Source organism: Streptomyces sp. NPDC002795 (assembly GCF_042888725.1).
In the GTDB taxonomy this organism is placed as follows: Bacteria; Actinomycetota; Actinomycetes; order Streptomycetales; family Streptomycetaceae; genus Streptomyces.
Genome location: NZ_JBIAQB010000008.1, coordinates 38,801 through 61,737, shown reverse-complemented (window position 1 = coordinate 61,737; position 22,937 = coordinate 38,801). Strand labels below are relative to the sequence as shown.

Below are 22,937 nucleotides of genomic sequence, written 5' to 3'. Positions count from 1 at the left end.
ATGAAGGAATCGAGCACGAAGTCCGTCTACGGCGACGCGGAGGCGCGGCGCCGGATGACGCTGGACGCGGCTGCCGCGCTGCTGGACGAGGGTGGGTACGCGGCACTCACCATCCGGTCGGTGGCCCAGCGTTCAGGCACCAGCACCGGGCTGATCTATCAGTACTTCGCCGACAAGCAGGAGATCTTCATCGCCCTGCTCATCGAGAGTCAGATCGAGTCCACCGCCGTCGTCGAGGCCCTCCCCCGGGAGGAGGGGGTCGCCGCGCTGATCGCCGCGGTGATCCCTCAGTCCGTCCGTCAGTGGGCCAGGGTGGGGCGTTTGACGCCGACGTGGGCGACCGTCGAAGGGGACGCCCGATACGATCGTGCCTCCGTCACTGAGCTGCGTGAGGCGTCGCGCCGGTACGACGAAGCGCTCCACGCCGCTCTGATCGAGGCCGCCGCCAAGGAGGGCCGCCCCCTCCGCGAGGATTCCGCACTCCTACGGTTCGTGGTGGCCGGCGTGATCGGTGTCTCCGAAACCCTGACCAACAACTGGGCCCCACACCTCGACCCGTCGGACCTCGTCGCTTTCGCCGCCGACGCGATCACCCGAGGCATCTCCGCGCCGGGTGCGACCGGCCGCTCCGCTTGAGATGTGCGGTGGTGTCAGCCGACGCGGCAGACGTAGATCGGCCCGAGCCAGCGCGTGCAGGTGGGGGCGGGGGTGCTGGGCTCCGGGGGAGTGGTGGGTTCGGTGGAGGGAGAAGGCCGCGTCGGGGGTGTCGTGGTCGGTGCGGGCTCAGTGGTGGTGGGTGCGGGCTCTGTCGGGGTGGTGGGCGTCGGTGTCGGTGTCTGCGTAGGCGGTGCCGTAGGGGTGGGCGGTGCCTCAGGGGTGGTGGGTGGCTCGGGCGGGGTGCGGCCGGACGTCGGCTCGTCGGTTGTCGGCTCCTTCGGTACGGAGCGCTCGGCTGCGGGCGGGTCCGGGGGAGCGGTCCGGGAGTTCGGGGGCTCGGGGACCGGCGGCGCCTCCGTGTCCGCGGGCCCGCCCGGCGCCGCCTCGGTGTCGGGTTCGGCCGGGCGCTGCGAGTGGTCCTGCGGAGCAATGGGCTTACGTGACGCGGAAGTTGAGGGGTGTGAGGACGGGGGCGGCGGAGCGCTGTCGCGTGCGGTGGGTGACTCGTTCTGCACCGCCGCCGACCGCTGCGGCGGCACCGTGTCGCTGTTTCCGGTGAGCACGAGCCCGGTCACGACGGCGGCGCCCGCCATCGAGACCCCGAGCATCCCGGCCACGGCGCCCTGCGCCTTCGCCCCGCCGGGCAGCACGTGCCGTACGCCGTGCAGCAGCCCGGAGCCGGCGCCGTGACCGCCCGCCGCGGCCCCGGCCGCGAGCGGCACCAGGAACTTTCCGGCACCGCCGAGTACGAAGATCAGGAGCGCCGGACCCACCAGGGCCGGCAGCCGGTCGTTGGCGCGCAGCAGGACCGCGAGCCGCGCCCGGCAGTCGTCGCAGTCGTCGACGTGTGCGAGGAGCTTCTCCGACTGGCGCGTGGACGCGCTGCCGCGTACGTGTGCGGGCATCCGGTCCCAGTGGCTCTCGCACGCCGGGTCGTCCGGGGTCCCCGGGTGTGCCCGCAGGAACGCCTGCCGCATGCCCTCCCGCGCGCGGTGCAGCAGCACGGCCGTGGCCCCGCTGCCCGCGCCGATGCCGCGGCCCACCGCCTCCAGCGGCTGCCCCTCCGCCTCGGCGAGCCACAGGGCCTTCACCCACCGCTTCGGCAGTTGCCCGAGGACCTGGGACAGCAGGTCCACGGCGGAGGCGCGGGCGGCCGGGTCCTGGTCGCCGTAGGTCCCGGAACCGTACGCACCGTTCGACGCCTGCACCGGCTCGACGCCCGCGTGCGGGTCGAGGGGTGTCTCGCGCGCCGCCCCGCGCCCGGCCGAGGCGGCCAGGTGTCGCACGGTCGTGGTCAGGTACGCCGCCACGTTGTCGATGGTGTGCCCGGCGGCGAGGCGCCGCCAGACCCGGAAGTGTGCCTCGGCCACGAGGTCGTCGGCGAGCCAGGGGCTGCCGGTCAGTGAGCGGGCGTACGCGACGAGGCGGGGCTGCTCCGCCTCGTAGATCCGCGCGTACGCGGTGGGGCTGAGGCCGCCTTCCGTGGCGGCGGGGGGTATCGGCGCGGCGGCGGGGCCGTCGGTCATGGCAGGAGTCTTCCGTCCGACGTCGGCGGTGCTCTGGCAGTGCTCTGCCCGACTGCGGATCGGGCGAGGAGTTTGCCACCGTAATTCACAAATGTCGGATTATGGAGGGGCGGGTGACGCAGGTCACAGGCACCTTGTCCGGAAACGCCGTAATGACTCGCCCCGCCGTCGTGTCGAACGGACACCTGGAACAAGCAGTGCAGAAAGGGATCCGTCATGCCGACCACGCTGCCCGTCACGCTCGAACAGTCCGCCCGGGCCCGCCTCGTCATCGCCGAGGGCCAGGGTCCCGAGCGCAGTGTCGACGTCACCCTCCGTTACGAATCCGCGGACCCGCTCGCCCTCCGGCTGGTGTTCCCCGCCGAGGCCACGCTCGCCGGTGTCGAAGTGACGTGGGCCTTCGCCCGCGCCCTCCTCGACGACGGCCTGCGCGTGCCGACCGGGTCCGGCGACGTCCATGTGTGGCCGTGCGGCCGTGCGCGCACCGTCGTCGAACTGCACGCGCCGCAGGGAATGGCCGTGGTCCAGTTCGACACCTCGGCCCTGCGCCGTTTCCTGCTGCGTACGTACGCGCTCGTACCGTTCGGCGACGAGGATGTGGAGGCCGTCGTCGACCGTGCCCTGGCTACGCTCTTGGGCCCCGAGACCGAACGATGACGCCGACCCCGACCCTCAGGGTGCGGACTCTCAGTCCGGCGGCGCGCCGCCCCCGCCCTCAGGGGTGGCGGGCTCCGCGCTCAACAGTCGAGCGGCCTGTCGTGTACGGCGGGCTGCGGTGCGGGCCTGTTCCGCGTTGGCGCGATGGAGATCCTTGTGGCGTGGGTTGCTGTGGGCCAGCCGCTCATGCCGTTCGGCCGACGCGTCCTGGGCCGCGCCCAGTTCGGCCACCAGTATGAGCGCGAGTTTCCGCAGCCGCTCGACGTCGGCGGTGAGGCCGTCAGGGAGATCCGAACCGCCCACCTGACGGGCCGTGGCGCTCACCTCGCGCTCCACGGCCTCCTGTTCACGCTGGGCGCGCGCCTTGGCCCGCGACACGGTTCCCTCGGCCCGGTCCAGGCGCGCCTGGCTGTCGCGGATCAGGTCGCGACTCCGGGCGATCGTCGTGAGCGCCCGTTGAATGACGGCGAGGTCGGCGACGCCACCCGCCGGGTGGCGCTGGTCCAACCAGTCACCCTGAATATCGAGCACGTTGTCGCGTTGATCCGCCTGCAGATCGCGGAGGTCGGCACGCCGCTGGCGCTCATCGGCGAGCTCGTCGCGCTGGTCCGCCACTTCATCGCGGTTGTCCGCCGTCCGGTCCCGCTCGTCGGCGCTGATCTCTCGTGCGTCCAGTCGCGCATGCTGTTCGTCAGCGTGCTCAGCTTCACCCGCCCGCGCATCGTCCGCCATACAGTCAGTGTGCACCCAGGCTTGCGTCACTTCACGTGTCAGGAGCGCGGTTCAGGGTGGTTCGACCGCGCGGTGAACTCGGCGAAGCGGAACTGCAGGAGCAGCCAGGCGAACACGTCGATGTCGCCCAGGTCGAGATCGAAGAGTGACTGCAGCTTGTCGACGCGGTAACGGACCGAGTTCACATGGACGTTGAGGGCGGCTGCCGTGGCGGGAATGTTCTTGTTGCACTCGACGTAGGTCTTCAGTGCAGTCGGTTCGTCGAGCGGTGCCGGTCGGCGAGCAGTGCCAGGTCGAGTTGGGGCAGGTGCTCGTCCATGAGGACGACGGCGCCGTCGCGGCCGTGGTTCACGAGGCCGAGCGAGGTCAGCCGGACCAGGGTGCGCAGATGGGTGAAGTCGTCGCTGAGCTCGTGGACGTCGTGGTGTTCGCGGCCCACCACGACCGCCAGTGACGGAGCGGTGTGGTCGACGCGGCGCAGGAAGTCGTCGAGGCGGTGCTCCAGGGACGGCCACTCCTGGAGCCTGCGGCCGCTGAACAGCATGACGAGATGGGAGTCGACCTCCGCCACGATCGCGTTCGGCTGGATCAGGTGCAGCCATGTCGAGACACGCTGGACGAGCCGGTGCGAGGCCGCTTCGGCGCCGCGGATGGGCCGCGCCGTCGAGGTGAGGACGGCGAGGCGGTACCACCGCTCGTCGGCGATCCCCAACGCGAACGCGCACACGGACGCCTGTGGCGGGTCCCGCAGGAGGCGGGACAGCAGATCGGCCTCCCGCCGCCGTTTGACGTCGACGTAGGAGCGGGCGTGGTGCAGGTGGAGAGAGGCGGAGTCCAGCAGCTCCGCCAGGGCACCCACGACGTGGTGGCGTTGGTCCGGGTCGGTCACGATGACCCAGATGGTGCCGAGCACTTCGCCGTCGCTGCGGACGGCGGCGGCGACACGTCCGTAGGTCTCCGCGTCGCCGGGGACGTAGACGCATCCGGTACTGGCGTAGGCGAGGCGGTAGTCGGGGTCGCTCGCGGGTGAATCGACCTCGCTCATCAGCAGGGTGGCCTGGCGGCGCTGTTCGTCGACGGCCTGATCGGCGAGGTTGGAGAAGCCGAGCACCCGGCCCGCGGGGTCGACGATGCTGGTGGCGCCGCCCGCCATCGTGGCCACGGCGTTGGCGAAGGAGAACAGGTCGCCCAGCCGCGCGCCCGCCACGTCGTCGGCCGCCGAGACGGACACGCTCGCCCTGAGGAGCGCGGCCAGTTGCAGCCAGTCGACGGACTGACGCGCCAACACGGTGTTGACCCCGTGCAGTTCACCCAGCGCGCGCAGGGCATCCGGGTCGACCGTCGCCGGCTTGGCGATCACCGCGGCGGCCCCGGCCTCGCCCGCCCTGACCAGCAGCTCGGTGAAGGCGGGCCCCTGCGCGGGGAAGCCGACGGCGAGGAGCACCGCACCCCGAGGGACGTACGCGACGTCGTCGAACGGTTCGCGCTGCGCGATCGACTGCACGAGCGGGGCGTCGGCAGGCCGGCGGTCTACGGACTCGTCCACTCCGGCCAGGCCGGTGCCGCCGCCGTGCTCGGCATCCTGCGCGACGAGACGGCCACCGCCCTCGCCTTCACAGGCAACACCACCCTGACCGCCCTGAACTCCTCGGCCCTCGCACCCCGGGGCGGGGCTGCTCGGCACGCACCGGCCTGACAGGCGCCTGTCGGTCAGGGCAGGGCCGGTTCCGCGTCGGTGTCGGCGTCCTCGGTCCCGGTCTGCGCCTGGGGCGGCATCGCGGGGATGAGGAGCGAGGCGATCAGGCCCAGAACGACGAACCCCGCCGCGATGTATCCGCTGACGGTGATGCCGTCGGACATCGCGGAGCGGGCCGCGTCGGCGACCGGGGCCGTGTGCGGGTTCCCGGACAGGGGGCCGATCGCGGCGCCCGCGCTGTCGGTGACGGCCTGGCTGAACTTGTCGGCGGCCGCCCCTGTCAGGCCGGACGATGCCAGGCTGTCGTGCAGCTTGGAGCTGAGGGTCGTGAAGAAGACCGTGGTGAGGGCGGCGATGCCGAGGGCGGAGCCGAGCTGGCGGAACGCGCTCTGGATGCCGGAGCCCTGACCACTGCTGTCGTCGGGGACGTCGGCGAGGACGACGTTGGTGACCTGGGCCGTCGCGAAGCCGACGCCGATGCCGTAGAGGAAGAGCATCGCCGAGACGGCCCACCAGGAGGTGTCGGGGGCGGCCACGAGGGCGACGCCGGCCAGGCCGACGACTTCGAGGGCGAGGCCGATGCGCAGCTGGATCAGCGGCGACACCTTGGCGGCCATCCCGAAACTGGCCCCGCTGGCGACGAAGCTGCCGATGGCCACCGGCACCAGGGCGAGCCCGGCCTGCAGCGCGCTGTAGCCGAGGGTGAACTGCAACCACAGCGGGAGCACCGCGACGATGCCGAACTCGCCGACACCGATGATCAGGGTGGCGATGTTGCCGCCGCGGAACGAGGCGATGGAGAACAGCCGTACGTCCATCAGCGCCAGGGAGGCGTCGCTGCCGCGGGCCAGTTTCGACTGGCGGCGCACGAACAGGCCCAGCGCGAGGGCGGCAAGGATCAGCGCGACCAGGACGGGCGAGGGCCCGCTGTCCCAGGTGAAGCCGGGAAGGCCGAGCGGGTGGATGGTGGCCGCCCAGCCGTAGACGCGGCCCTCGACGAGGCCGAAGGCGAGCAGCCCGAGCCCGATGACCGACAGCACGGCGCCGGGTGCGTCGATGCGCCCCTTGGTCCGGGGCGAGCGGGCCATGTAGCGCACCACGCCGAACGCGACCAGGACGGACAGCGGCACGTTGATGCCGAACGCCCAGCGCCACGAGACGTGCTCGGACAGCCAGCCGCCGAGCAGCGGCCCGAGCGCGGCGGCGGCCCCGATGGTCGAGCCCCAGACGGCGAACGCCTGGCCGCGGGCCTTGCCGGTGAAGTTGGCCTTCAGCAGAGCCAGCGAGGTCGGGAGGATCATCGCCGCGCCCGCGCCCTGAAGGAAGCGGGCCAGGATCAGAAGTTCGCCGCCCGGCGCGAGGCCGGCGAGCACGCTGGTGGCGCCGAAGACGACGACGCCCCAGGTGAAGACCTGGCGGGCGCCGAGCATGTCGGAAAGCCGGCCGGTCAGCAGCAGCAGCGCGGCGAAGACGATCGCGTACGACTCCTGGATCCACTGTGCCTGCGAGGAGTTGACGCCCAGGTCCTTGACGACCGACGGCGTGATCACGTTGACGATCGTCGTGTCCACGACGATCAGCGCCACGCCCAGGGCGATGGCGATCAGTCCGAGCCACCGCCTGGTGGCTGTCGAATCCCGCATGTAGTGCCTCCATAGTGAAGTAATTCCACCATGAAGGTATTGAGGGAGTGGGTAGATTGTCAAAGGTGATCTGCGGCGCAGGTCCGGCGATGGCGATGGCGATGCGTATGCGGGAAAGGACGGCCGTTGGTGATGGAGGAGTCGGCGCTCGACGAGGGCGTGGCGGAGCGGCGCGAGCTGTTGGTGGAGGCCCTGAGGGTCTACGGGGGGCACTACGCGGAACTCAGTCGTAGCTTCGCCGCCCATCTCGGTCTGTACTCCACCGACGCGGCCGCCCTGTTGGAGATCATCGCGGCCGAGGAGCGGGGCGCCCCGATCTCCCCGGCCCGCCTGAGCAAACGCATCCTGCTGTCGTCGGGCGCCACGACCTCACTGCTCAACCGCCTCGAAGAGGCCGGACACATCGTGCGCAGCCGCGAACACAGTGACCGGCGCGTGGTCACCCTGCGCGGCAGCCCGCACATCCAAGAGCGCGCCGATGAATTCTTCCGCCCGCTGGCGGCGCCCATGGACGCCGTCATCGGCCGCTACCCGCCCGAACTCCTCGCCAGATTCGGGGACTTGCTGGGGGAGATGTGCGCGGCCATGGACACCCACCTCACGCGGGTGAACCAGGACGCGTAGCGGTGCCTCTCCGGCGGGGCCGGTCAGCCGAGCGGGTTGGTGGTGTCGCGCAGGGTGGCCAGGGCCGGGCCGTACATCCGGGCCTTGATGGTGCCGAGGGTGTCTCCGGCCTTGGTCACCTGTGCCTGCGCGAGCTCGATCGCGGTGGAGCGCACGGCGTCCTCGGCGACCGCCTGGTCGACGATGCCGGCGGCCGCCGCGTCGGCGCCGCCGTAGCGGTGCGCGGTGACCATGGCCTCGTGCGCGCTCTGCGGTGCGAGGCGGGACTGGATCAGGGCGGCCATGCCGGGCGTGAAGGGGATGTTGATGTCCGCCTCGGGCAGACACCAGAAGCCGCGGTCGGCCCGCATCACGCGGAAGTCGTGGGCGAGGGAGAACATCGCGCCGGCGGCGAAGGTGTGTCCCTGCAACGCGGCGACCGTGACGACCGGCAGCGACAGCATCCGCGCGAACAGTTCGTGGACGGAGATGACGTACTCCTGGTGCTGGTCGGCGTGGGTGAACAGCCAGTCCAGGTCGAGTCCGTTGGAGTAGAACTTGCCCGTGGCGGCGGTGACCAGGGCGCGGGGGCCCTCCGCCTTCTCCACCTCGTCGAGCGCTGCGCCGACAGCGGTGAGCCAGTCGGGGTGGAAGCGGTTCTCGCCGTCCCCGAGATCGAGGACGAAGACGTTGTCGTGGCGGTCGAGTGTAGGCATGGTGGCTCCTTCGAGGTGTGCGAGGGGGTGCGGGGAGGGCCGCCTCGATCGGGGCGGTGCTCTGCTCGGCCCGGCACATGATCACGGCGCCTTCGGCCGCGGCGATGATGAACGCGCCCAGCCGGCGACCGCCTTCCTGGGTCGGGCCGTGCCGGACGGAGAGTGTCGCGAGCCGCGTGGGGCTGCGCTGTGGGCCATCCGTTCACGGCTGTCCCCCCCCCAACCCTTGGCGACGGTGCGCCCACCGCCGAGCGGTGGGCTACCTGTCAGTAACTTAAGGTGTATGGGATGGAACAGGCAAGGGGTTCACGCCTCCGGACCCGCCCGCAGCGCGTCCGAGATCGACTTGGCGCCGCCGTGGGCCGTGTAGCCACCGTCGACCGGAATCTCCGCGCCGGTGATGAACGAGGCGTCGTCCGACAGCAGGAAGGTGACCAGCGGGGTGATCTCGTCGACCGTGCCCGTGCGGCCGAGCGGGGTCTCGCGGAGGTTGCTCTCGCGGAAGGCGGGGGCCGCGGACGCGGTCATCTCCGTCTCGATGAAGCCCGGATGGATCGTGTTGACGCGGATGCCGCGCGGGCCGAGTTCGAGCGCCGCCGTCTTCGACAGGCCGCGCAGCGCCCACTTGCTGGCCGTGTACGCGACCGGGTAGTGGGCGGTGAGCGCGGCGGACGAGCCGACGTTGACGATCGAGGCACCGGCGGGCATCAGCGGGGTGAGGTGCTGGATGCCGAGGAGCGGCCCCGTGACGTTCACGGTGTGCACGCGGGTGAAGTCCTCGGCGCGCACCTCGTCGATTCGGGCACGCCAGGTGACGCCCGCGTTGTTGACCAGGCCGTGGACCTGGCCGTACGACTCCCGTAGCTCCGCGGCGAGTTGGGCCCACTGCGTCTCGTCGGTGACGTCGAGCGGACGGATCCCCGGACCGTCCTCGACGTCCGTCGCGATGACGTGGGCGCCCTCGCGGGTGAGGGTCGCGGCCTCGGCGGCGCCCTGGCCGCGGGCCGCGCCGGTGACGACGACGACCCGGCCCGCCAGGCGCTTCGGGGTCACGGACGTTCCCGCGTGCGGCGGCGGCCGGGCGGGAGCGGGACCGGGGCAGCGCCTTCGACGACCGTGTTGGTGAGGCTGCCGACGGCCTCGACCGTGAGGGTGACGGTGTCTCCTGGCCCCAGCGGCGGCGGGGTCTGTTCGCCGTGACGGCCCCACAGTTCGGCGAGGCAGCCGCCGTTGCCGCAGGTGCCGGAGCCGAGGATGTCGCCGGGGCGGACGACGGTGCCGCGCGAGGCGTACGCGACCATCTCCTCAAAGGTCCAACTCATGTTGGACAGCAGGTCCTTGCCGATGGTCTCGCCGTTGATCTCCGCCGTCAGGGCGAGGCGCAGCATGCCGTCCGCGTCGCGGTACGGCTCCAGTTCGTCGGCGGTGACCAGGTACGGGCCGAGCGTGGTCGCGGTGTCCTTGCCCTTGCAGGGGCCGAGGCCGACCTTCATCTCGGCGGACTGGAGGTCACGGGCCGACCAGTCGTTGAAGACGGTGTAGCCGATGATGTGTTCGCGGGCCTCTTCGGGGCCGAGGTCGCGGCCCTCGCGGCCGATGACGGCGGCGACTTCGAGTTCGTAGTCGAGGACCGTCGAGCCGGGCGGCATCGGGATGTCATCGCCGGGGCCGTAGACGGCGTAGGGGTTGGTGAAGTAGAAGGTCGGCGCCGCGTACCACTGCTCGGGGACACCTGCCACACCGTCCACGGCCTTGCGTACACCTTCGACGTGTTCCTCGAACGCCACGAAGTCCCGTATGGAGGACGGCTGGAGCGGGGGCAATAGCCGCACCTGGGAGACCTGCGGGCCGGGCGGCCCGGCGAGCGCGGCGGTACCGGCGTCCAGGAGGGACCGCAGGCCGCCCCCGGCGCGGATCAGGTCGGTGAGGGACGAGGTGTCCGGCACCGGGTACAACGTGCCGTCCTCCGCGACGACGGCGACGCGGGTGCGGGGTTCCTGCTCGTACGCGGAGTAGGTGGCGAAACGCATGGGAGCTCCTGGCGCGAGGGCGGACCGGGGGCGCGGTGGGTGTGTCAGGGCATGGACAGGGCACCACCGCGCCCCCGGAAAAATGGGGTGGGATCAGACCGGCGGGGCGATGAACACGCCGCGGTCGGGGTCGTTGAACGACTCCTTCGCGACGAGCTCGTTCATCGCGTTCGCGGTGCCCCACTGGTCCGTGACCTCGGGCTTCGAGAAGTCATAGACGTGCGGGTGCCAGGTGTCCTCGTCCAGGTTCTCCAACTCCGTCGTGTACTCGACGGTGTTGCCGTGCGGGTCGAGGAAGTACGTGAACGTGTTGTCGCCCGCCATGTGCCGGCCCGGGCCCCAGACCTTCTTGAACCCGGCGCGCATGACACGCCCCGAACCCCGCATGTACTCGTCGATCCCGCGCATCTCGAAGGAGACGTGGTGCAGCGCGGTGTGCGGGCCCTGCGCGATCGCCATCGAGTGGTGCTGGTTGGAGATCCGCATGAAGTGCATGACCTCGCCCATGTGCGGCGACGACAGGGTGTCGGAGAGCGCGAAGCCGAGGTGGCGCTCGTACCACTCCCGAGTCCGGTTCAGATCGGGGGAGTTGAGGACCACGTGGGAGAGCTTGACCGGGATGGCCTCCTTCTCCTCGATCTTGCGGTGCTGCCGGACGTCGACGTCGGCGGAGACCTCGATGGTGCGCCCGTCGACGTCGAAGAAGCGGAAGCCGTAGCCGCCGCCGGGAGTGTCGACCTTGCCCGGCTGTGTGATCAACTGCACGTTCCCGGCGAGGAGTTGCTCGGCGAGTGTGTCCACATCCGCCGGGCTTGCGGCGCCGTACGAGACGAGGTCGAGGCGCTTCTCCTCGGCCTCGCGCAGGCGCACCACGTACTGCTCGGGGGAGCCCTCTGCGGCCAGGAAGGAGATGCCGGAGTCCTCCGCGACCTTGGTCAGGCCCCAGACACCGGAGTAGAAGTCGAGCTGCTTGTCGTAGTCGGGCACGGCGAGATCGACGTGCCGCAGGTGGGTGAGCAGACGATTGCTCATGGTGTCAGTCCTTCCAGAGACGGAGGAGGGTGGCCGCGGTGCCGCCGCGTACGGCGCGGAGGTCGGCGTCGGAGAGGTCCGCCGCGCGCAGCGCTCCGACCGGGTCGTCGGCGCCCATGTCGAACGGGAAGTCGGAGCCGAGCAGCACACGGTCCGCGCCCGCGACCCGCACCAACTCCCGCAGTACGTACGGGTCGTGGACGAGCGAGTCGAAGTACAGGCGGCGCAGGTACGCGCTCGGTTCCTGCGCGCACGCGTGGGCGTCGGCCCGCGCCCGCCACGCGTGGTCGGCGCGGCCGATGTGGGTGGGCAGATAGCCGCCGCCGTGCGCCGCGATGATCCGCAGGCCGGGGTGGCGGTCGAGGACGCCGGAGAAGATCAGGTGCGAGAGCGCGGCGGCGTTCTCGGTGGGCTGGCCCACCGAGTTGGACAAGTACCACTGGTCGAGGCGCTCGTCGAGGGTGCAGCCGAAGGGGTGCAGAAAGACGAGCGCGCCGCTCTCCTCGGCCCGTGACCACAGCGGTTCGTACGCCGGGTCGGACAGCTCGCGGCCCGGTGCGTGGCTGGAGATCTCGACCCCGAGCAGGCCCTGTTCGAGGGCGTGGTCGAGCGCGCGCACCGCCTGCTCGGGATGCTGGAGCGGTACGAGGCCCAGTCCGCGCAGCCGGTCGGGAGCGGCCGAACAGTGCGCGGCCGTCGCCTCGTTGGCCAGCCGGTACACCTTCTCCGCGGCCACCTCGTCGGCCCAGTAGTGGTAGTGGGAAGGGGACGGGCTGACCAGCTGGACGTGCACGCCCTGGGCGTCCATCACCGCCAGCCGGGTGGGTACGTCGGTGAGGCGGGCGAACCGCTCGCCGATCATCCGGCCGCTGACCTTCAGCGCTTCGGGGCCGTTGCGCCGGGCGTCCAGGGCCTTCGCCTCCGCGTGGCCCGGCAGGCCGTCGACCAGTGCCTCGATCTCGGGCAGCAGGACGTGGGCGTGCACGTCCACGGTGGGTGTCCCGGGGGTGGCGGACATGTCGGTCACGGCAGCTCCCGCAGCATCGTCATCGTGCGGCCCATGAGGCCGGGGACATCCGCGTCGCGGACCCCGTCGAGCTGCCACTGGCCGATCTGTACGGACGCCTCCACGACCGGGCGCACGCGCGCGACACGCCGCTCGTAGTACGCCTGGAGCAGTGCGTCGTCCCAGGTGTCGGCTGCGGACAGCATCTGCGTGAGCACCCAGGCGTCCTCCATCGACAGGGCGGCGCCCTGCGCGAGGGTGGGCGGGCAGCAGTGCGCGGCGTCGCCGACCAGGACGACCCGGCCGCGGTGCCAGGAGCCCTCGACCAACATCCGGTCGAACCAGGTGTAGTTGACCTGCGCCGGATCGGTGATGGTCGCGGTGATCTCCGGCCAGTGGCCGCCGTAGTGCTTCGCGAGGGAGCGCATCTCGTCGGCGTAGGAGTCCGCGGGGATGGTGCTCCGGTCGCGGTTGGCCTCGACGACGTACGCGTAGAGGGTGGACTCGCTGGTCGGGCAGTAGCCGGCGATGTACGCGGGGCCGCCGTAGGCGAGGTCGGTGCGGGTCAGGCCTGACGGGCGCGGGGTGGCGACGCGCCAGATGGCCATGCCGGTGGGCTCGGGCCGCTCGGTGATGCCGATCGCCGCGCGGGTGGCGGAGCCCATGCCGTCGGCGGCGATCACCAGGTCGTAGCGGCCCTCGGTGGCATCACTGAAACGCACGGAGACACCGGTGTCGTCCTGGTCGAGGGACTCGGCGCGGACGCCGAGCCGGACGGTGGCTCCGCTCGCACGGACCGCGTCGATCAGGATCCGCTGGAGCTGCGGGCGCTGCATGCCGACGGTGGCGGGCAGCTCGTCGCCGCCGGTGCGCAGGTCCTCGCTGACGTGCAGGACCGTGCCGTCGGGTGCGGTGATGCCGACCGCGTCGAAGCCGTAGCCGGACCGCTCCACCTGCTCCCACACACCGAGTTCGCGCAGCACGCGCAGCGCGTTGCCCTGGAGGGTGATGCCGGAGCCGGCGGTGGCGTTCCAGTCGTCCTTGGCCTCGATCAGGTCGACCGCGATCCCGGCGCGGCGCAGCAGGATCGTCGCGGCGTTGCCGGCCGCGCCGCCGCCGACGACGAGGACCGAGCGGGGGATGCTGGGGGTACTCATGGATAACTCCTCTGCTGCGTCGGCTACTTGACGGCTACGGGATTGACCGGGGAGCCGACGGCGCCGGTGATGGGCAGAGGCGCCGCGGTCAGCCAGAACTCGTACACACCGTCCGCCGCGCAGTCCGCGGCGAGCGCGTCCGGGTCCCACATCTCGCCGATCAGCAGGCCCATGTTGGGGATCGCGACCTGGTGCAGCGGCTGGAAGGCGTGCTCGAACTCGTTGGGCCGCACCTCGAAGCCCCAGGTGTCGGTGGCGATCGCGGCGATCTCGGTGCGGTGCAGCCAGCCGGCCGCGGTGAAGGACAGGCCGGGGGCGGGACCGCCAGCGTAGTCGTTCCAGCCGTCGCGGCGGGCGCGGGCGAGCTGCCCGGTGCGTACGACGACGATGTCACCGCGTCCGACGGTCACCCCGTGGGCCTCGGCCGTCGCGGCCAGGTGTTCCTCGGTGACGGCGAACGCGTCGGGCAGCTCGCCGTCGGTGCCGATGACGCGGCCGACGTCGAGCAGGACGCCACGCCCTGCCACGTGCGGGGCCATGTGCTCGATGCCGGTGACGAGGTCGCCCTCGGAGGTGACGACCTGCTCGGCGGGGCGGCCGTTCCACGCCTTGCCGTGGTCGAAGATGTGGCCCAGGCCGTCCCACTGGGTGGAGCACTGGAGCGGCATGGCGATCACGTCGTCGGCGCCGCCCATGCCGTGCGGGAAGCCCTGGTTGGCGAGGGCCGCGTCGGCGCCGGTGTCGAGCATGGTGTGCACCGGGTTGGTCCGGCGCCGCCAGCCCTTCTGAGGGCCGTTCATGTCGAAGCTCTGGGCGAGCGAGAAACTGACGCCCCGTCGCACGAGCGCGGCACCCTCGCGGCGCTTGGCCTCGTCGAGGAAGTTCAGCGTGCCGAGCCGGTCGCCCTCGCCCCAACGCCCCCAGTTGGAGTACGACTTGGCGGCTTCGGCGATCGCGCCCTCGGGGTCGTTGCGGTCCAGCGGTGACTGCTCGGGAATCACGACGTCACCTCCGCCACACATCGGGTGCGCTGCGCGCCGAGCCCGGTGATGGAGCCGTCCATGACATCGCCGTCGCGCAGCAGTCGGCCCCAGTGCATGCCGTTGCCGGCGGGGGAGCCGGTCAGCACCAGGTCGCCGGGGAGCAGGTGGGCGCTCTGGGAGGCGTAGGACACCATGCGGGCCACGTTGAAGATCATGTCCTTGGTGGACTCGTCCTGCATGGTCTCGCCGTTGAGCTTCAGGGTGAGCTGGAGGTCGTCAGGATCGGCGATCGAGTCGGCGGGCACGATCCACGGGCCGAGCGGGGTGAAACCGGGCGCGTTCTTGCTGCGCAGCCAGTCGGTGCCGATCTGCGGCATGTCACGGCGGAAGACGGTGGCACGGTCGGTGAGGTCGTTGGCGATGGCGTATCCGGCGACGTACTCCAGGGCCTCGTCGACGGACACGCCGTGGGCCGGCCGGCCGATCACGGCCACCAGCTCCAGCTCCCAGTCCGGCTTCGCGGCCCAGGAGGGCAGCACCACGTCGTCGTACGGGCCGGTGATCGCGCTCGGCAGTCCGATGAACACGTACGGCAGGTCGTCCGTGGCCCGCCGGTCCATGATCTCGGCCGCCTCGGCGCGCCGCTCGTCCTCCGGGCGGTCGTCACCGGGTGCCTTGTGCGCGACGTGCAGGTCGATCACGTGCTGGCGGTAGTTGGCCCCGGACTGGAACACCTGGCGCGGCTCCACCGGCGCGTGCACCTGAAAGTCCGTCAAGGGCCGGCGCGGCGCGGCGCCGTCCTCGGCGAGCGAGCGCAGCCGCGGCAGCACGGCCTGCCAGTCCTCAAGGAGCCGACGGGTCGTCAACTGTGCGTCGTCCAGGGCGGTGCGCAGATCGATGACGAGCTGTCCGGAGGTGACCAGCGCGGGGAAAGAGGGCTCCCCGGGGACCGAGAGGGTCGCCAGCGCGAAGGGGCCGGCGAAGGGTGCGGATGCGGGAGCGGGTTTCACGGACATGTCCTCCTGTATTGCGGTGGTACTAATCTGGACCCGCCACCGGTGATCAGGGAAATAGATTCTGTGGATGTAAAGCATCCATCGCGTAAATTACCCCTGGTCAGCGCCGCACGCCCCGACCCCGGCCCCGTACAGCAAGGGAAAGCCCGTGAATCTGGCCCGCCTGGACCTCAACCTCGTCGTCGCCCTGCGGGCCCTGCTGGAAGAGCGCAACGTCACCCGCGCCGGACACCGCGTCGGACTGAGCCAGCCCGCCATGAGCGCCGCGCTCGCCCGGCTGCGCCGCCACTTCGACGACGACCTGCTCGCCCGCGTCGGCGGCCACTACGAGCTGACCGCGCTCGGCCAGGTACTGCTCGACCGCACCTCCACCGCCTACGACGTGCTGGAGCGCCTCTTCGCCAGCCAGGCCACGTTCGACCCGGTGCGGGAGAAGCGCGAGTTCACGCTCGTCGCCTCCGACTACGCCGTCTCCGTGTTCGGCACGGCCCTCGCCCGCCACCTCCACGAGGAGGCACCGGGCATCCGGCTGCGCTTCACCCAGACCCCGTCCACGGTGGTCGAGGACACGTCGACGCTGCTCAGCACCGTCGACGGACTGCTGATGCCGCACGGTGTCATCAGCGACTTCCCCGCCACCGACCTCTACGACGACCGGTGGGTCTTCCTCGTCGCCGACGACCATCCGTCGGTCGGGGACCGGCTCACCCGGCAGGATCTCGCGGACCTGCCCTGGGTCACCTATCAGCGCACCTACGACGCCCCTGCCGTGCGCCAGCTCGGCATGCTCGGTGTCGAGCCGCACGTCGAGGTCTCCGTCGACAGCTTCCAGTTGCTGCCGCTGCTGGTCGCCGGCACCCGGCGCATCGCCCTCGTCCAGGCCCGGCTCGCCCGCCTCCTCGCGCCCATCGCGGCGGTCACGGTCATGGAGCCGCCCTACGAGGCGGTGCCCCTGCAAGAGGCACTGTGGTGGCATCCCGTGCACACCCACGACGCCGCCCACATCTGGCTGCGCGAGACCGCCGCGGCGGTCGGGGCGCGCCTGCCCCGGCCGCAGGACGATCCGGCCGCCAACGGCGCGGCGTGAGCGGCGAGTTGGACGGAGTCACGCGATGAAGCCACCCCACCGCGAGTCGGTGCTCTCCCGCGCCGCCCGCATCCTGCAGGCCTTCAGCCAGGACGAACCGGCGCTGACCGTCTCCGAGATCGCCCGCCGCACCGGACTGCACGTGGCCACCGCCTCCCGCCTCGTGGGTGAGCTGGTCGGCCACGGATTCCTCAGCCGCGACGCGGACCGCCGCGTACGGATCGGGGTCAGACTGTGGGAACTCGTCGTCCGCGCCTCGCCCACGCTGTCGCTGCGCGACGCGGCGATGCCGTTCATGGAGGGCGTGCACGACGTGGTGGGCCACCACGTCCAACTCGCCGTCCTGGACAGCGAGGAGGTGCTGTTCCTCGAACGTCTCTCGGCCCCGCGCTCGGTCATCAACTACACCCGCATCGCCGGACGGCTTCCCCCGCACGCCTCCTCCAGCGGCCTCGTGCTGCTCGCCCACGGACCGGCCGCCCTCAAGGACCGGGTGCTCGCCGGCGAACTGGCCGCCTACACCGCCGCCACCCCGGCCACCCCCGCCAGGCTGCGGGCCGTCCTCGCCGAGGTGCGCCGACAGGGCTACGCCTACTGCCCCGGATACGTCCACGACGACGCCCTCGGGATCGCCGCCCCGGTGCGCGGCGCCGACGGCACGGTCGCGGCGGCGCTGTCGGTCATCGTCCCCAACGACCAGAGCGCACAGGCGATGGTGCCCGTCGTCCGCACGGCCGCCCGTGGTGTGTCGCGTGCGCTCGGGACGGCGGGGTGACGGCGGCTTGATGGCCGCGTCATGGCCGAGTGATGTCAGCGGCGCACAATCCGTCTCTCACTGGGTGAGAAGGCCGTCGCGGTGTGACCGCCGCCACGCGCATCCTGCGTGCAATCCACAGACGGGAGGCGACGACGTGGTCGCACACCACCTGCTGCCTGAGATTGCCCGCCCCGCCGCGGCCCTGACCCTGCGGGTACGCGCCAAGGACACCGCCGCGGACGGTGTCATGGCCCTCACCCTGGAACGCCCGGACGGCGCCCGGCTGCCGGACTGGACGCCCGGCGCCCACATCGACCTCGTACTCGCGGACGGGACGACCCGCCAGTACTCCTTGTGCGGCGACCGCTGGGACCCGTACACCTACCGCGTCGCCGTGCTGCGCGAGCCCGCGGGGCGCGGGGGATCGGCGTACGTCCACGACCGGCTGGAGGCCGGCGACCCGGTCGGCGTCGGCGGCCCGCACAATCACTTCCCGCTGGCGCCCGCCGACCGCTACCTCTTCATCGCGGGCGGCATCGGCATCACCCCGCTGCTGCCGATGACCCACCAGGCCGAACTGATGGGCAGCGACTGGCAGTTGCTCTACGGAGGCCGTACCCGGGCCTCGATGGCGTTCCGCGACCACCTCGCGGACACCTACGGCGAGCGCGTGCACCTGCGCCCCCAGGACGAGTACGGGCTGCTCGACCTGGACACCTGGCTGAGCCGACCGGAACCCAGCACCAAGGTCTACTGCTGCGGGCCCCCTCCGCTCCTCGCCGCCGTCGAATCCGCCTGCGCCGCCTGGCCGCCGCACAGCCTGCGCACCGAACGCTTCACCGCCGCCGCGCCGTCCGCGCCCGTCCGTCACACCTCCTTCGAGGTGGAACTGCGCCGCAGCGGCCGCACGGTCACCGTCCCACCGGGCCTCTCGGTGCTGCATGCCGTACGCCGCGCGGGAGTTGAGGTCCTGTCCTCCTGCGAGCAGGGCACCTGCGGCACCTGCCTGGTCCCGGTGCTCGCGGGCGCCCCCGACCACCGGGACGCGGTCCTCGCCGAGCACGAACGCGCGGCCGGGGACTGCCTGCTGCCCTGTGTGTCCCGCTCGCGCTCGGACCGGCTGGTCCTCGACCTCTGATCCCTCAACACCCCACCTTTCGAACCCCCTTACGTCCCCGAGTTCGTCCGAGCCGCATTCGTGGAGCCGCCATGTCCGCAACAGCCGCTGTCCCCGCACCGGTGCCGACCAGCGACGTCGACCCCTTCGCCGCCGAACACCTCGCCGACCCCGACCCGTTGCACGAGACCCTGCGCACCGCGGGGCCCGTCGTCCACCTCACCCGCTACGACGTGCACGCCCTGTCCCGCTACGAAGAGGTGCACACCGCCCTCGTCGACTGGCAGACGTTCCAGTCCGGGGCCGGTGTGGGCCTGGCCAACTTCCGGCACGAGAAGCCGTGGCGGCCGCCGAGCCTCCTCCTGGAGGCCGACCCGCCCCACCACGACGCCCCGCGCCGCGTGCTCCGCGAGATCCTCTCGCCGCTCGCCCTGCGCCGGCTGCGCGAGACCTGGCAGCGCGTCGCCGACGAACTCGTCGAGACCGTACTGGCCACCCAGGGACCGGAGTTCGACGCCTTCGAGTCGCTGGCGACGGCCTTCCCGCTGCGGGTCTTCCCGGACGCCGTCGGCCTGGGCCCCGACGGCAGGGAGAACCTGCTGCCCTACGGCAACATGGCCTTCAACGCCTTCGGCCCGCGCAACGAGCTCGTGCGCGCCGACGCCGACCGGATGGCCGGACTCTCCGCCTGGGTGAACGACCAGTGCGCCCGCGACGCACTGAGCGAGGACGGCTTCGGCGCCCGCATCTGGGCCGCCGCCGACCGCGGCGACCTCACCCCCGCGCAGGCACCACTGGTGGTGCGCTCCCTGCTCACGGCGGGCGTCGACACCACGGTGCACGGCCTGGCCGCCGCCCTGTACGCCTTCGCCACGCACCCCGAGGAGTGGCAACGGCTGCGCGAGCGACCGCAGTTGACACGGGTCGCGTTCGACGAGGCGGTGCGCTGGCAGTCACCCGTGCAGACCTTCTTCCGCACCGCCACCACCGACGTCGAGATCGCCGGTGCCACCATCCCCGAGGGCGGAAAGATCCTCATGTTCCTCGGCGCCGCCAACCGCGACCCGCGCCGCTGGACCGCCCCCGATCGCTTCGACCTCACCCGCGACCCCTCCGGCCACGTCGGCTTCGGCATGGGACTGCACCAATGCGTCGGCCAGCACGTCGCCCGCCTGGAGGCCGAGTGCCTGCTGACGGCCCTGGCCCACCGCGTGGAACACCTGGAACTCACGGCCCCGCCACGCCGCCACCTGAACAACACCCTGCGCTCCTGGGCCTCCCTGCCGGTACGCGTCCGGCGCGCGCACTGACCCCTGCGCACGTCACCCAGGGCAGCGCTGCGGCAGCGTCAATTCCTGTGAGGTGCCGTGGTGGGTGTCGCCGCGGCCGGCGCCGTCATGTCGAGCAGGAGCAGGGCGTCGTGGTCGGGGGTGCCGGGGTCGGCGGTGTAGACCCCGATGCGCTGGCCCGGGGTGCCTTCGACGTGCAGGGACTGCGAGGTGAGGGTGACGGTTCCGACCCGCGGGTGCTGGAACGTCTTGTGAGCGGGCTTGCGTCCGGTCACCTCGTAGCGTTCCCACAGGCCCGCGAAGTCGGGGCTCTTGAGCAGGAGTTCACCGACGAGGTTGGTGAGGTCGGGGGCGTCGGGCGCGGTGCCGGCGATGGCGCGCAGGCGCGCGACGCAGGCCGTGATCTGCCGGTCCCAGTCGGTGAACAGCTCGCGGGCCGCAGGGTGCAGGAAGAGGTAGCGGGCGAGGTTGCGCTGTTTCACGGGCCAGCCGTCGAGACCCGCGTACAGGGCGAGGCCACCGGGGTTCCAGGCGAGCACGTCCATGCTGCGGCTGATGACGTACGCGGGGTTCGGGCGCAGCGATTCCAGGAGCAGCTTGAGGTGGGGGCGCACGGTGCGGCTGGGGGCGGGCGGTGGCTCGGAGACGTAGCGGGCCGCGCGGGCGGCGAGCTCGCGCAGGTGCTGGTGCTCCTGGTCGTCCATGTGCAGGGCGCGGGCGAGCGCGTCGAGGACGGCGGGGCTGGGGCGGGTCTCCTTGCCGCGCTCCAGACGTACGTAGTAGTCGATGCTGATGCCGGCGAGGGTGGCCAGCTCCTCGCGGCGCAGGCCGGGGGTACGACGGATGCCGGCGCCGACGGTGAGGCCGACGTGGTCGGGGCTTGTCTGGGTGCGGCGGGCGCGCAGGTAGCGGCCCAGCTCGGCGCCCTCGCTGTGCGCGCTCGTCGATGCTGGCATGCCTCCAGTCTCACCCGATGAGCACTCGCCCCGCAGGGCCGAGGGGGGCCCTGTCATGACCCCTGAAGAGCCCGCCCTGCCACATGGGCGCGATGCGCGCGAGGGTGAAGGAGCAAGACGTCGGCACACCGGTCTTCGACCCCGCCACCACAGGCGCGACCTGTCGGGCCGGGCGAGAGTGAGGGTGCCGGGTACGCCATGGATCGAAAGAGGGCGACATGCGGTACATCAACCTGCGTGACCTGGAGGTTTCGCGGATCGGCCTGGGCGCGATGGGGATGTCCCACGGCTACACGGGATCCGGCACCGACGACGCGGAGTCGATCAGGACCGTGCACCGGGCGCTGGACCTGGGCGTCACCCTCATCGACACCGCCGAGATCTACGGCCCGTATGTCAATGAGGAGCTGGTCGGACGTGCACTGAAGGGGCGGCGCGACGACGTGGTCCTGGCGACGAAGTTCGGCATGGTCGCCCACGCCGGTGACGGCGCCGGGAACCTGGATTCCAGCCCCGCCAACATCCGCACCGCGGTCGAGGGCTCCCTCAAGCGCCTCGGCACCGACCACATCGACCTGTACTACCAGCACCGCGTCGACCCGGACACACCGATCGAGGAGACCGCCGGCGCCGTGGCCGAGCTGATCGCCGAGGGCAAGGTGCGCGCCTTCGGCCTCTCGGAGGCCGGCCCCGACACCATCCGCCGCGCCCACGCCGTCCAGCCCGTCACCGCCGTGCAGTCCGAATACTCACTCTGGACCCGCGGCATCGAGGACCGCGTCCTGCCGGTCCTGCGCGAGCTGGGCATCGGCCTGGTGCCGTACTCCCCGCTCGGCCACGGCTTCCTCACCGGCACCGTCCGCTCCGAGGCCGACTTCGGGCCCGGCGACTTCCGGCACGGGAACCCGCGTTTCACGGGCGAGAACTTCCGGCGCAACCTGGCGCTCGCCGACGAGGTCCAGGCCATCGCCGCCGCCGCGGGCGCCACACCCGCCCAGGTGGCCCTCGCCTGGCTGCTCGCGCAGGGCGACGACATCGCCCCGATCCCCGGCACCAAGCGCGTCGCCCGTGTCGAGGAGAACACCGCGGCCGACGCCCTCACGCTCACCAGCGAGCAGCTCGACCAGCTCAGCAGCCTGCCGCCCGCCGCCGGTGACACCCACACCGAGGCGCAGGCGCGCATGCTCGAACGCTGATCCCCCCCCACGTCCCCCGACACCACACCTGATTGGAGTACGCCCGACATGCGTGCAGCCCTGATGTACGGAGCCTGCGACGTCCGCGTCGAGGACCGGCCCGACCCGAAGATCGTCCAGCAGGCCGACGCCGTGGTGCGCACGCTGGCCGCGTGCGTGTGCGGCAGCGATCTGTGGCCGTACCAGTCGATGCCCGCCACCGGGACGGGACGACCCATGGGGCACGAGTTCCTCGGCGTCATCGAGGAGACCGGCGCGGAGGTGACCGGCCTGAAGGCGGGGGACCTGGTCGTCGCCCCGTTCACGTACAGCGACAACACCTGCGACTACTGCGCCAAGGGCCTGCACATCTCCTGTCGCAACGGCGGCCGCTACGGGTTCGACGGCGTCGACGGCGGACAGGGCGAGGCCGTCCGCGTGCCGCACGCGGACGGCACCCTGGTCAAGCTGCCGGTGGCCGCCGACTCCGCGCTGCTGCCCTCGCTCCTCGCGCTGTCGGACGTGATGACCACCGGCCACCACGGGGCGGTCACCGCCGGTGTCGGCCGTGGCGACGCGGTGCTCGTGGTCGGGGACGGCGCGGTCGGCCTGTGCGCGGTGATCGCCGCGAAGCGGCTCGGCGCCGAGCGGATCGTGCTCGCGGGACGCCACGAGACACGTACCGAACTGGGGCGCCACTTCGGTGCCACCGACGTCGTCGCCGCGCGCGGCGACGAGGGCGTCGCCCGCATCCGCGAACTGACCGGCGGCGTCGACAAGGTGATCGAGGCCGTCGGCACCCGCCAGGCGCTGGACACCGCGCTCGGCGCGGTCCGCGACGGCGGCACCGTCAGCCGCCTGGGCGTCCCGCAGTACGAGCAGGGCCCGATCGGCCCGTCCGAGTTCATGCGGAACGTCACGCTGACCGGCGGCGCCAGCCCCGCCCGCGCCTACATCGAGCAGCTGCTGCCCGACGTCCTGGACGGCACCATCGCCCCCGGCCGTGTCTTCGACCGCACCTTCCCCCTCGACGAGACACCGGACGCCTACCGGGCCATGGCCGACCGCCGGGTCCTCAAGGCCCTCGTCCGGCCCTGACCTC

At 71.8% G+C, this 22,937-nt stretch carries 24 protein-coding genes and 1 pseudogene; 10 read left to right on the top strand and 15 right to left on the bottom strand.

All coding sequences use genetic code 11. From position 1 onward, the window contains the following. Positions 1-636: a TetR/AcrR family transcriptional regulator gene (locus ACFYWS_RS24080; protein WP_389279949.1), complete on the top strand. Its 636-nt coding sequence runs from the start codon at positions 1-3 to the stop codon at positions 634-636. 14 nt (positions 637-650) lie between these two features. On the opposite strand, the gene ACFYWS_RS24075 is transcribed toward ACFYWS_RS24080, so the two are convergent. Continuing rightward, positions 651-2,183, bottom strand: a complete 1,533-nt coding sequence (locus ACFYWS_RS24075) for a sigma factor (RefSeq protein ID WP_389279947.1) — start codon at positions 2,181-2,183, stop codon at positions 651-653. 216 nt (positions 2,184-2,399) lie between these two features. Between ACFYWS_RS24075 and ACFYWS_RS24070 the strand changes: the two genes are divergently transcribed. After that, entirely contained in the window at positions 2,400-2,840 is a 441-nt protein-coding gene (locus tag ACFYWS_RS24070) for an SsgA family sporulation/cell division regulator (RefSeq protein ID WP_389279945.1), read from the top strand. A gap of 30 nt (positions 2,841-2,870) precedes the next feature. Here ACFYWS_RS24070 and ACFYWS_RS24065 read toward each other — a convergent pair whose 3' ends face one another. Genes ACFYWS_RS24065 through ACFYWS_RS24055 form a run of 3 tightly spaced genes read right to left on the bottom strand, consistent with a single transcriptional unit; the run spans position 2,871 to position 5,118 of the window. After that, complete coding sequence (locus ACFYWS_RS24065; protein WP_389279943.1) at positions 2,871-3,572, bottom strand: hypothetical protein; 702 nt, start codon at positions 3,570-3,572, stop codon at positions 2,871-2,873. Between the two features lie 38 nt (positions 3,573-3,610). Next, positions 3,611-3,790 carry a helix-turn-helix domain-containing protein gene (locus ACFYWS_RS24060; RefSeq protein WP_389280547.1) on the bottom strand — a complete coding sequence of 60 codons (180 nt, stop codon included), beginning with the start codon at positions 3,788-3,790 and terminating at the stop codon, positions 3,611-3,613. A 26-nt stretch (positions 3,791-3,816) separates the two neighbouring features. Beyond that, positions 3,817-5,118, bottom strand: a complete 1,302-nt coding sequence (locus ACFYWS_RS24055; RefSeq protein ID WP_389279941.1) for a hypothetical protein — start codon at positions 5,116-5,118, stop codon at positions 3,817-3,819. 24 nt (positions 5,119-5,142) lie between these two features. Between ACFYWS_RS24055 and ACFYWS_RS24050 the strand changes: the two genes are divergently transcribed. After that, positions 5,143-5,268 (top strand): hypothetical protein, encoded by a 126-nt coding sequence (locus ACFYWS_RS24050; protein ID WP_389279939.1) that lies wholly within the window; start codon positions 5,143-5,145, stop codon positions 5,266-5,268. A 14-nt stretch (positions 5,269-5,282) separates the two neighbouring features. Here the strand turns inward: ACFYWS_RS24050 and ACFYWS_RS24045 are convergent, their stop codons facing one another. After that, positions 5,283-6,911: a DHA2 family efflux MFS transporter permease subunit gene (locus tag ACFYWS_RS24045; protein WP_389279937.1), complete on the bottom strand. Its 1,629-nt coding sequence runs from the start codon at positions 6,909-6,911 to the stop codon at positions 5,283-5,285. A gap of 132 nt (positions 6,912-7,043) precedes the next feature. Here ACFYWS_RS24045 and ACFYWS_RS24040 point away from each other — a divergent pair, with 132 nt between their 5' ends. Beyond that, positions 7,044-7,535 carry a MarR family winged helix-turn-helix transcriptional regulator gene (locus ACFYWS_RS24040; protein WP_389280546.1) on the top strand — a complete coding sequence of 164 codons (492 nt, stop codon included), beginning with the start codon at positions 7,044-7,046 and terminating at the stop codon, positions 7,533-7,535. Positions 7,536-7,558: 23 nt separating this feature from the next. On the opposite strand, the gene ACFYWS_RS24035 is transcribed toward ACFYWS_RS24040, so the two are convergent. From ACFYWS_RS24035 to ACFYWS_RS23995, 9 genes and pseudogenes are all read right to left on the bottom strand, one after another. Beyond that, complete coding sequence (locus ACFYWS_RS24035) at positions 7,559-8,230, bottom strand: enoyl-CoA hydratase-related protein (protein WP_389279935.1); 672 nt, start codon at positions 8,228-8,230, stop codon at positions 7,559-7,561. A gap of 49 nt (positions 8,231-8,279) precedes the next feature. Further along, positions 8,280-8,375, bottom strand: a pseudogene (locus ACFYWS_RS24030) (TetR/AcrR family transcriptional regulator); the annotation flags it as partial. Between the two features lie 161 nt (positions 8,376-8,536). Further along, positions 8,537-9,283: an SDR family NAD(P)-dependent oxidoreductase gene (locus ACFYWS_RS24025; RefSeq protein ID WP_389279933.1), complete on the bottom strand. Its 747-nt coding sequence runs from the start codon at positions 9,281-9,283 to the stop codon at positions 8,537-8,539. Beyond that, positions 9,280-10,260, bottom strand: coding sequence for a fumarylacetoacetate hydrolase family protein (locus ACFYWS_RS24020; RefSeq protein ID WP_389279931.1), 981 nt, complete (start codon positions 10,258-10,260; stop codon positions 9,280-9,282). Before ACFYWS_RS24020 ends, ACFYWS_RS24025 begins: the two co-directional genes overlap by 4 nt. A 93-nt stretch (positions 10,261-10,353) precedes the next feature. After that, positions 10,354-11,292, bottom strand: a complete 939-nt coding sequence (locus tag ACFYWS_RS24015) for a VOC family protein (RefSeq protein ID WP_389279929.1) — start codon at positions 11,290-11,292, stop codon at positions 10,354-10,356. Positions 11,293-11,296: 4 nt separating this feature from the next. Then, positions 11,297-12,310: an amidohydrolase family protein gene (locus ACFYWS_RS24010; RefSeq protein ID WP_389280545.1), complete on the bottom strand. Its 1,014-nt coding sequence runs from the start codon at positions 12,308-12,310 to the stop codon at positions 11,297-11,299. A 5-nt stretch (positions 12,311-12,315) separates the two neighbouring features. Next, positions 12,316-13,455 carry an FAD-dependent oxidoreductase gene (locus tag ACFYWS_RS24005; RefSeq protein ID WP_389279927.1) on the bottom strand — a complete coding sequence of 380 codons (1,140 nt, stop codon included), beginning with the start codon at positions 13,453-13,455 and terminating at the stop codon, positions 12,316-12,318. A gap of 23 nt (positions 13,456-13,478) precedes the next feature. After that, complete coding sequence (locus tag ACFYWS_RS24000; protein WP_389280544.1) at positions 13,479-14,435, bottom strand: cyclase family protein; 957 nt, start codon at positions 14,433-14,435, stop codon at positions 13,479-13,481. 17 nt (positions 14,436-14,452) lie between these two features. Next, positions 14,453-15,454: a fumarylacetoacetate hydrolase family protein gene (locus tag ACFYWS_RS23995; RefSeq protein WP_389279925.1), complete on the bottom strand. Its 1,002-nt coding sequence runs from the start codon at positions 15,452-15,454 to the stop codon at positions 14,453-14,455. 148 nt (positions 15,455-15,602) lie between these two features. Between ACFYWS_RS23995 and ACFYWS_RS23990 the strand changes: the two genes are divergently transcribed. The 4 genes from ACFYWS_RS23990 (at position 15,603) to ACFYWS_RS23975 (ending at position 19,725) form a co-directional block, all read left to right on the top strand. After that, entirely contained in the window at positions 15,603-16,541 is a 939-nt protein-coding gene (locus ACFYWS_RS23990) for a LysR family transcriptional regulator (RefSeq protein WP_389279923.1), read from the top strand. A gap of 25 nt (positions 16,542-16,566) precedes the next feature. Further along, a complete protein-coding gene (locus ACFYWS_RS23985; RefSeq protein ID WP_389279921.1) occupies positions 16,567-17,316 on the top strand; it encodes an IclR family transcriptional regulator in 750 nt (249 codons plus the stop codon). 229 nt (positions 17,317-17,545) lie between these two features. Next, positions 17,546-18,436 carry a PDR/VanB family oxidoreductase gene (locus ACFYWS_RS23980; protein ID WP_389280543.1) on the top strand — a complete coding sequence of 297 codons (891 nt, stop codon included), beginning with the start codon at positions 17,546-17,548 and terminating at the stop codon, positions 18,434-18,436. 71 nt (positions 18,437-18,507) lie between these two features. Further along, positions 18,508-19,725 carry a cytochrome P450 gene (locus ACFYWS_RS23975; protein ID WP_389279919.1) on the top strand — a complete coding sequence of 406 codons (1,218 nt, stop codon included), beginning with the start codon at positions 18,508-18,510 and terminating at the stop codon, positions 19,723-19,725. Positions 19,726-19,763: 38 nt separating this feature from the next. On the opposite strand, the gene ACFYWS_RS23970 is transcribed toward ACFYWS_RS23975, so the two are convergent. Then, the gene (locus tag ACFYWS_RS23970; protein WP_389279917.1) at positions 19,764-20,660 is read right to left on the bottom strand and encodes a helix-turn-helix transcriptional regulator; all 897 of its coding nucleotides are present in this window, start codon (positions 20,658-20,660) and stop codon (positions 19,764-19,766) included. Positions 20,661-20,878: 218 nt separating this feature from the next. On the opposite strand from ACFYWS_RS23970, the gene ACFYWS_RS23965 reads away from it, so the two are divergent. Both ACFYWS_RS23965 and ACFYWS_RS23960 read left to right on the top strand, forming a co-directional pair. Beyond that, the gene (locus tag ACFYWS_RS23965) at positions 20,879-21,856 is read left to right on the top strand and encodes an aldo/keto reductase (protein ID WP_389279915.1); all 978 of its coding nucleotides are present in this window, start codon (positions 20,879-20,881) and stop codon (positions 21,854-21,856) included. A 48-nt stretch (positions 21,857-21,904) separates the two neighbouring features. Then, complete coding sequence (locus ACFYWS_RS23960; RefSeq protein WP_389279913.1) at positions 21,905-22,933, top strand: zinc-binding dehydrogenase; 1,029 nt, start codon at positions 21,905-21,907, stop codon at positions 22,931-22,933. Positions 22,934-22,937: the final 4 nt, after the last annotated feature.

What these genes read in the sequence shown, in the direction of transcription:
- ACFYWS_RS23985 (WP_389279921.1), top strand. Translation starts at nt 16,567, where the DNA reads ATGAAGCCACCCCACCGCGAGTCGGTGCTCTCCCGCGCCGCCCGCATC.
- ACFYWS_RS24080 (WP_389279949.1), top strand. Translation starts at nt 1, where the DNA reads ATGAAGGAATCGAGCACGAAGTCCGTCTACGGCGACGCGGAGGCGCGG.
- ACFYWS_RS24005 (WP_389279927.1), bottom strand. Translation starts at nt 13,455, where the DNA reads ATGAGTACCCCCAGCATCCCCCGCTCGGTCCTCGTCGTCGGCGGCGGC.
- ACFYWS_RS23970 (WP_389279917.1), bottom strand. Translation starts at nt 20,660, where the DNA reads ATGCCAGCATCGACGAGCGCGCACAGCGAGGGCGCCGAGCTGGGCCGC.
- ACFYWS_RS24015 (WP_389279929.1), bottom strand. Translation starts at nt 11,292, where the DNA reads ATGAGCAATCGTCTGCTCACCCACCTGCGGCACGTCGATCTCGCCGTG.
- ACFYWS_RS24020 (WP_389279931.1), bottom strand. Translation starts at nt 10,260, where the DNA reads ATGCGTTTCGCCACCTACTCCGCGTACGAGCAGGAACCCCGCACCCGC.
- ACFYWS_RS24065 (WP_389279943.1), bottom strand. Translation starts at nt 3,572, where the DNA reads ATGGCGGACGATGCGCGGGCGGGTGAAGCTGAGCACGCTGACGAACAG.
- ACFYWS_RS24045 (WP_389279937.1), bottom strand. Translation starts at nt 6,911, where the DNA reads ATGCGGGATTCGACAGCCACCAGGCGGTGGCTCGGACTGATCGCCATC.
- ACFYWS_RS24070 (WP_389279945.1), top strand. Translation starts at nt 2,400, where the DNA reads ATGCCGACCACGCTGCCCGTCACGCTCGAACAGTCCGCCCGGGCCCGC.
- ACFYWS_RS23975 (WP_389279919.1), top strand. Translation starts at nt 18,508, where the DNA reads ATGTCCGCAACAGCCGCTGTCCCCGCACCGGTGCCGACCAGCGACGTC.
- ACFYWS_RS23980 (WP_389280543.1), top strand. Translation starts at nt 17,546, where the DNA reads ATGGCCCTCACCCTGGAACGCCCGGACGGCGCCCGGCTGCCGGACTGG.
- ACFYWS_RS24040 (WP_389280546.1), top strand. Translation starts at nt 7,044, where the DNA reads ATGGAGGAGTCGGCGCTCGACGAGGGCGTGGCGGAGCGGCGCGAGCTG.
- ACFYWS_RS23960 (WP_389279913.1), top strand. Translation starts at nt 21,905, where the DNA reads ATGCGTGCAGCCCTGATGTACGGAGCCTGCGACGTCCGCGTCGAGGAC.
- ACFYWS_RS24035 (WP_389279935.1), bottom strand. Translation starts at nt 8,230, where the DNA reads ATGCCTACACTCGACCGCCACGACAACGTCTTCGTCCTCGATCTCGGG.
- ACFYWS_RS23965 (WP_389279915.1), top strand. Translation starts at nt 20,879, where the DNA reads ATGCGGTACATCAACCTGCGTGACCTGGAGGTTTCGCGGATCGGCCTG.
- ACFYWS_RS24075 (WP_389279947.1), bottom strand. Translation starts at nt 2,183, where the DNA reads ATGACCGACGGCCCCGCCGCCGCGCCGATACCCCCCGCCGCCACGGAA.
- ACFYWS_RS24010 (WP_389280545.1), bottom strand. Translation starts at nt 12,310, where the DNA reads ATGTCCGCCACCCCCGGGACACCCACCGTGGACGTGCACGCCCACGTC.
- ACFYWS_RS23995 (WP_389279925.1), bottom strand. Translation starts at nt 15,454, where the DNA reads ATGTCCGTGAAACCCGCTCCCGCATCCGCACCCTTCGCCGGCCCCTTC.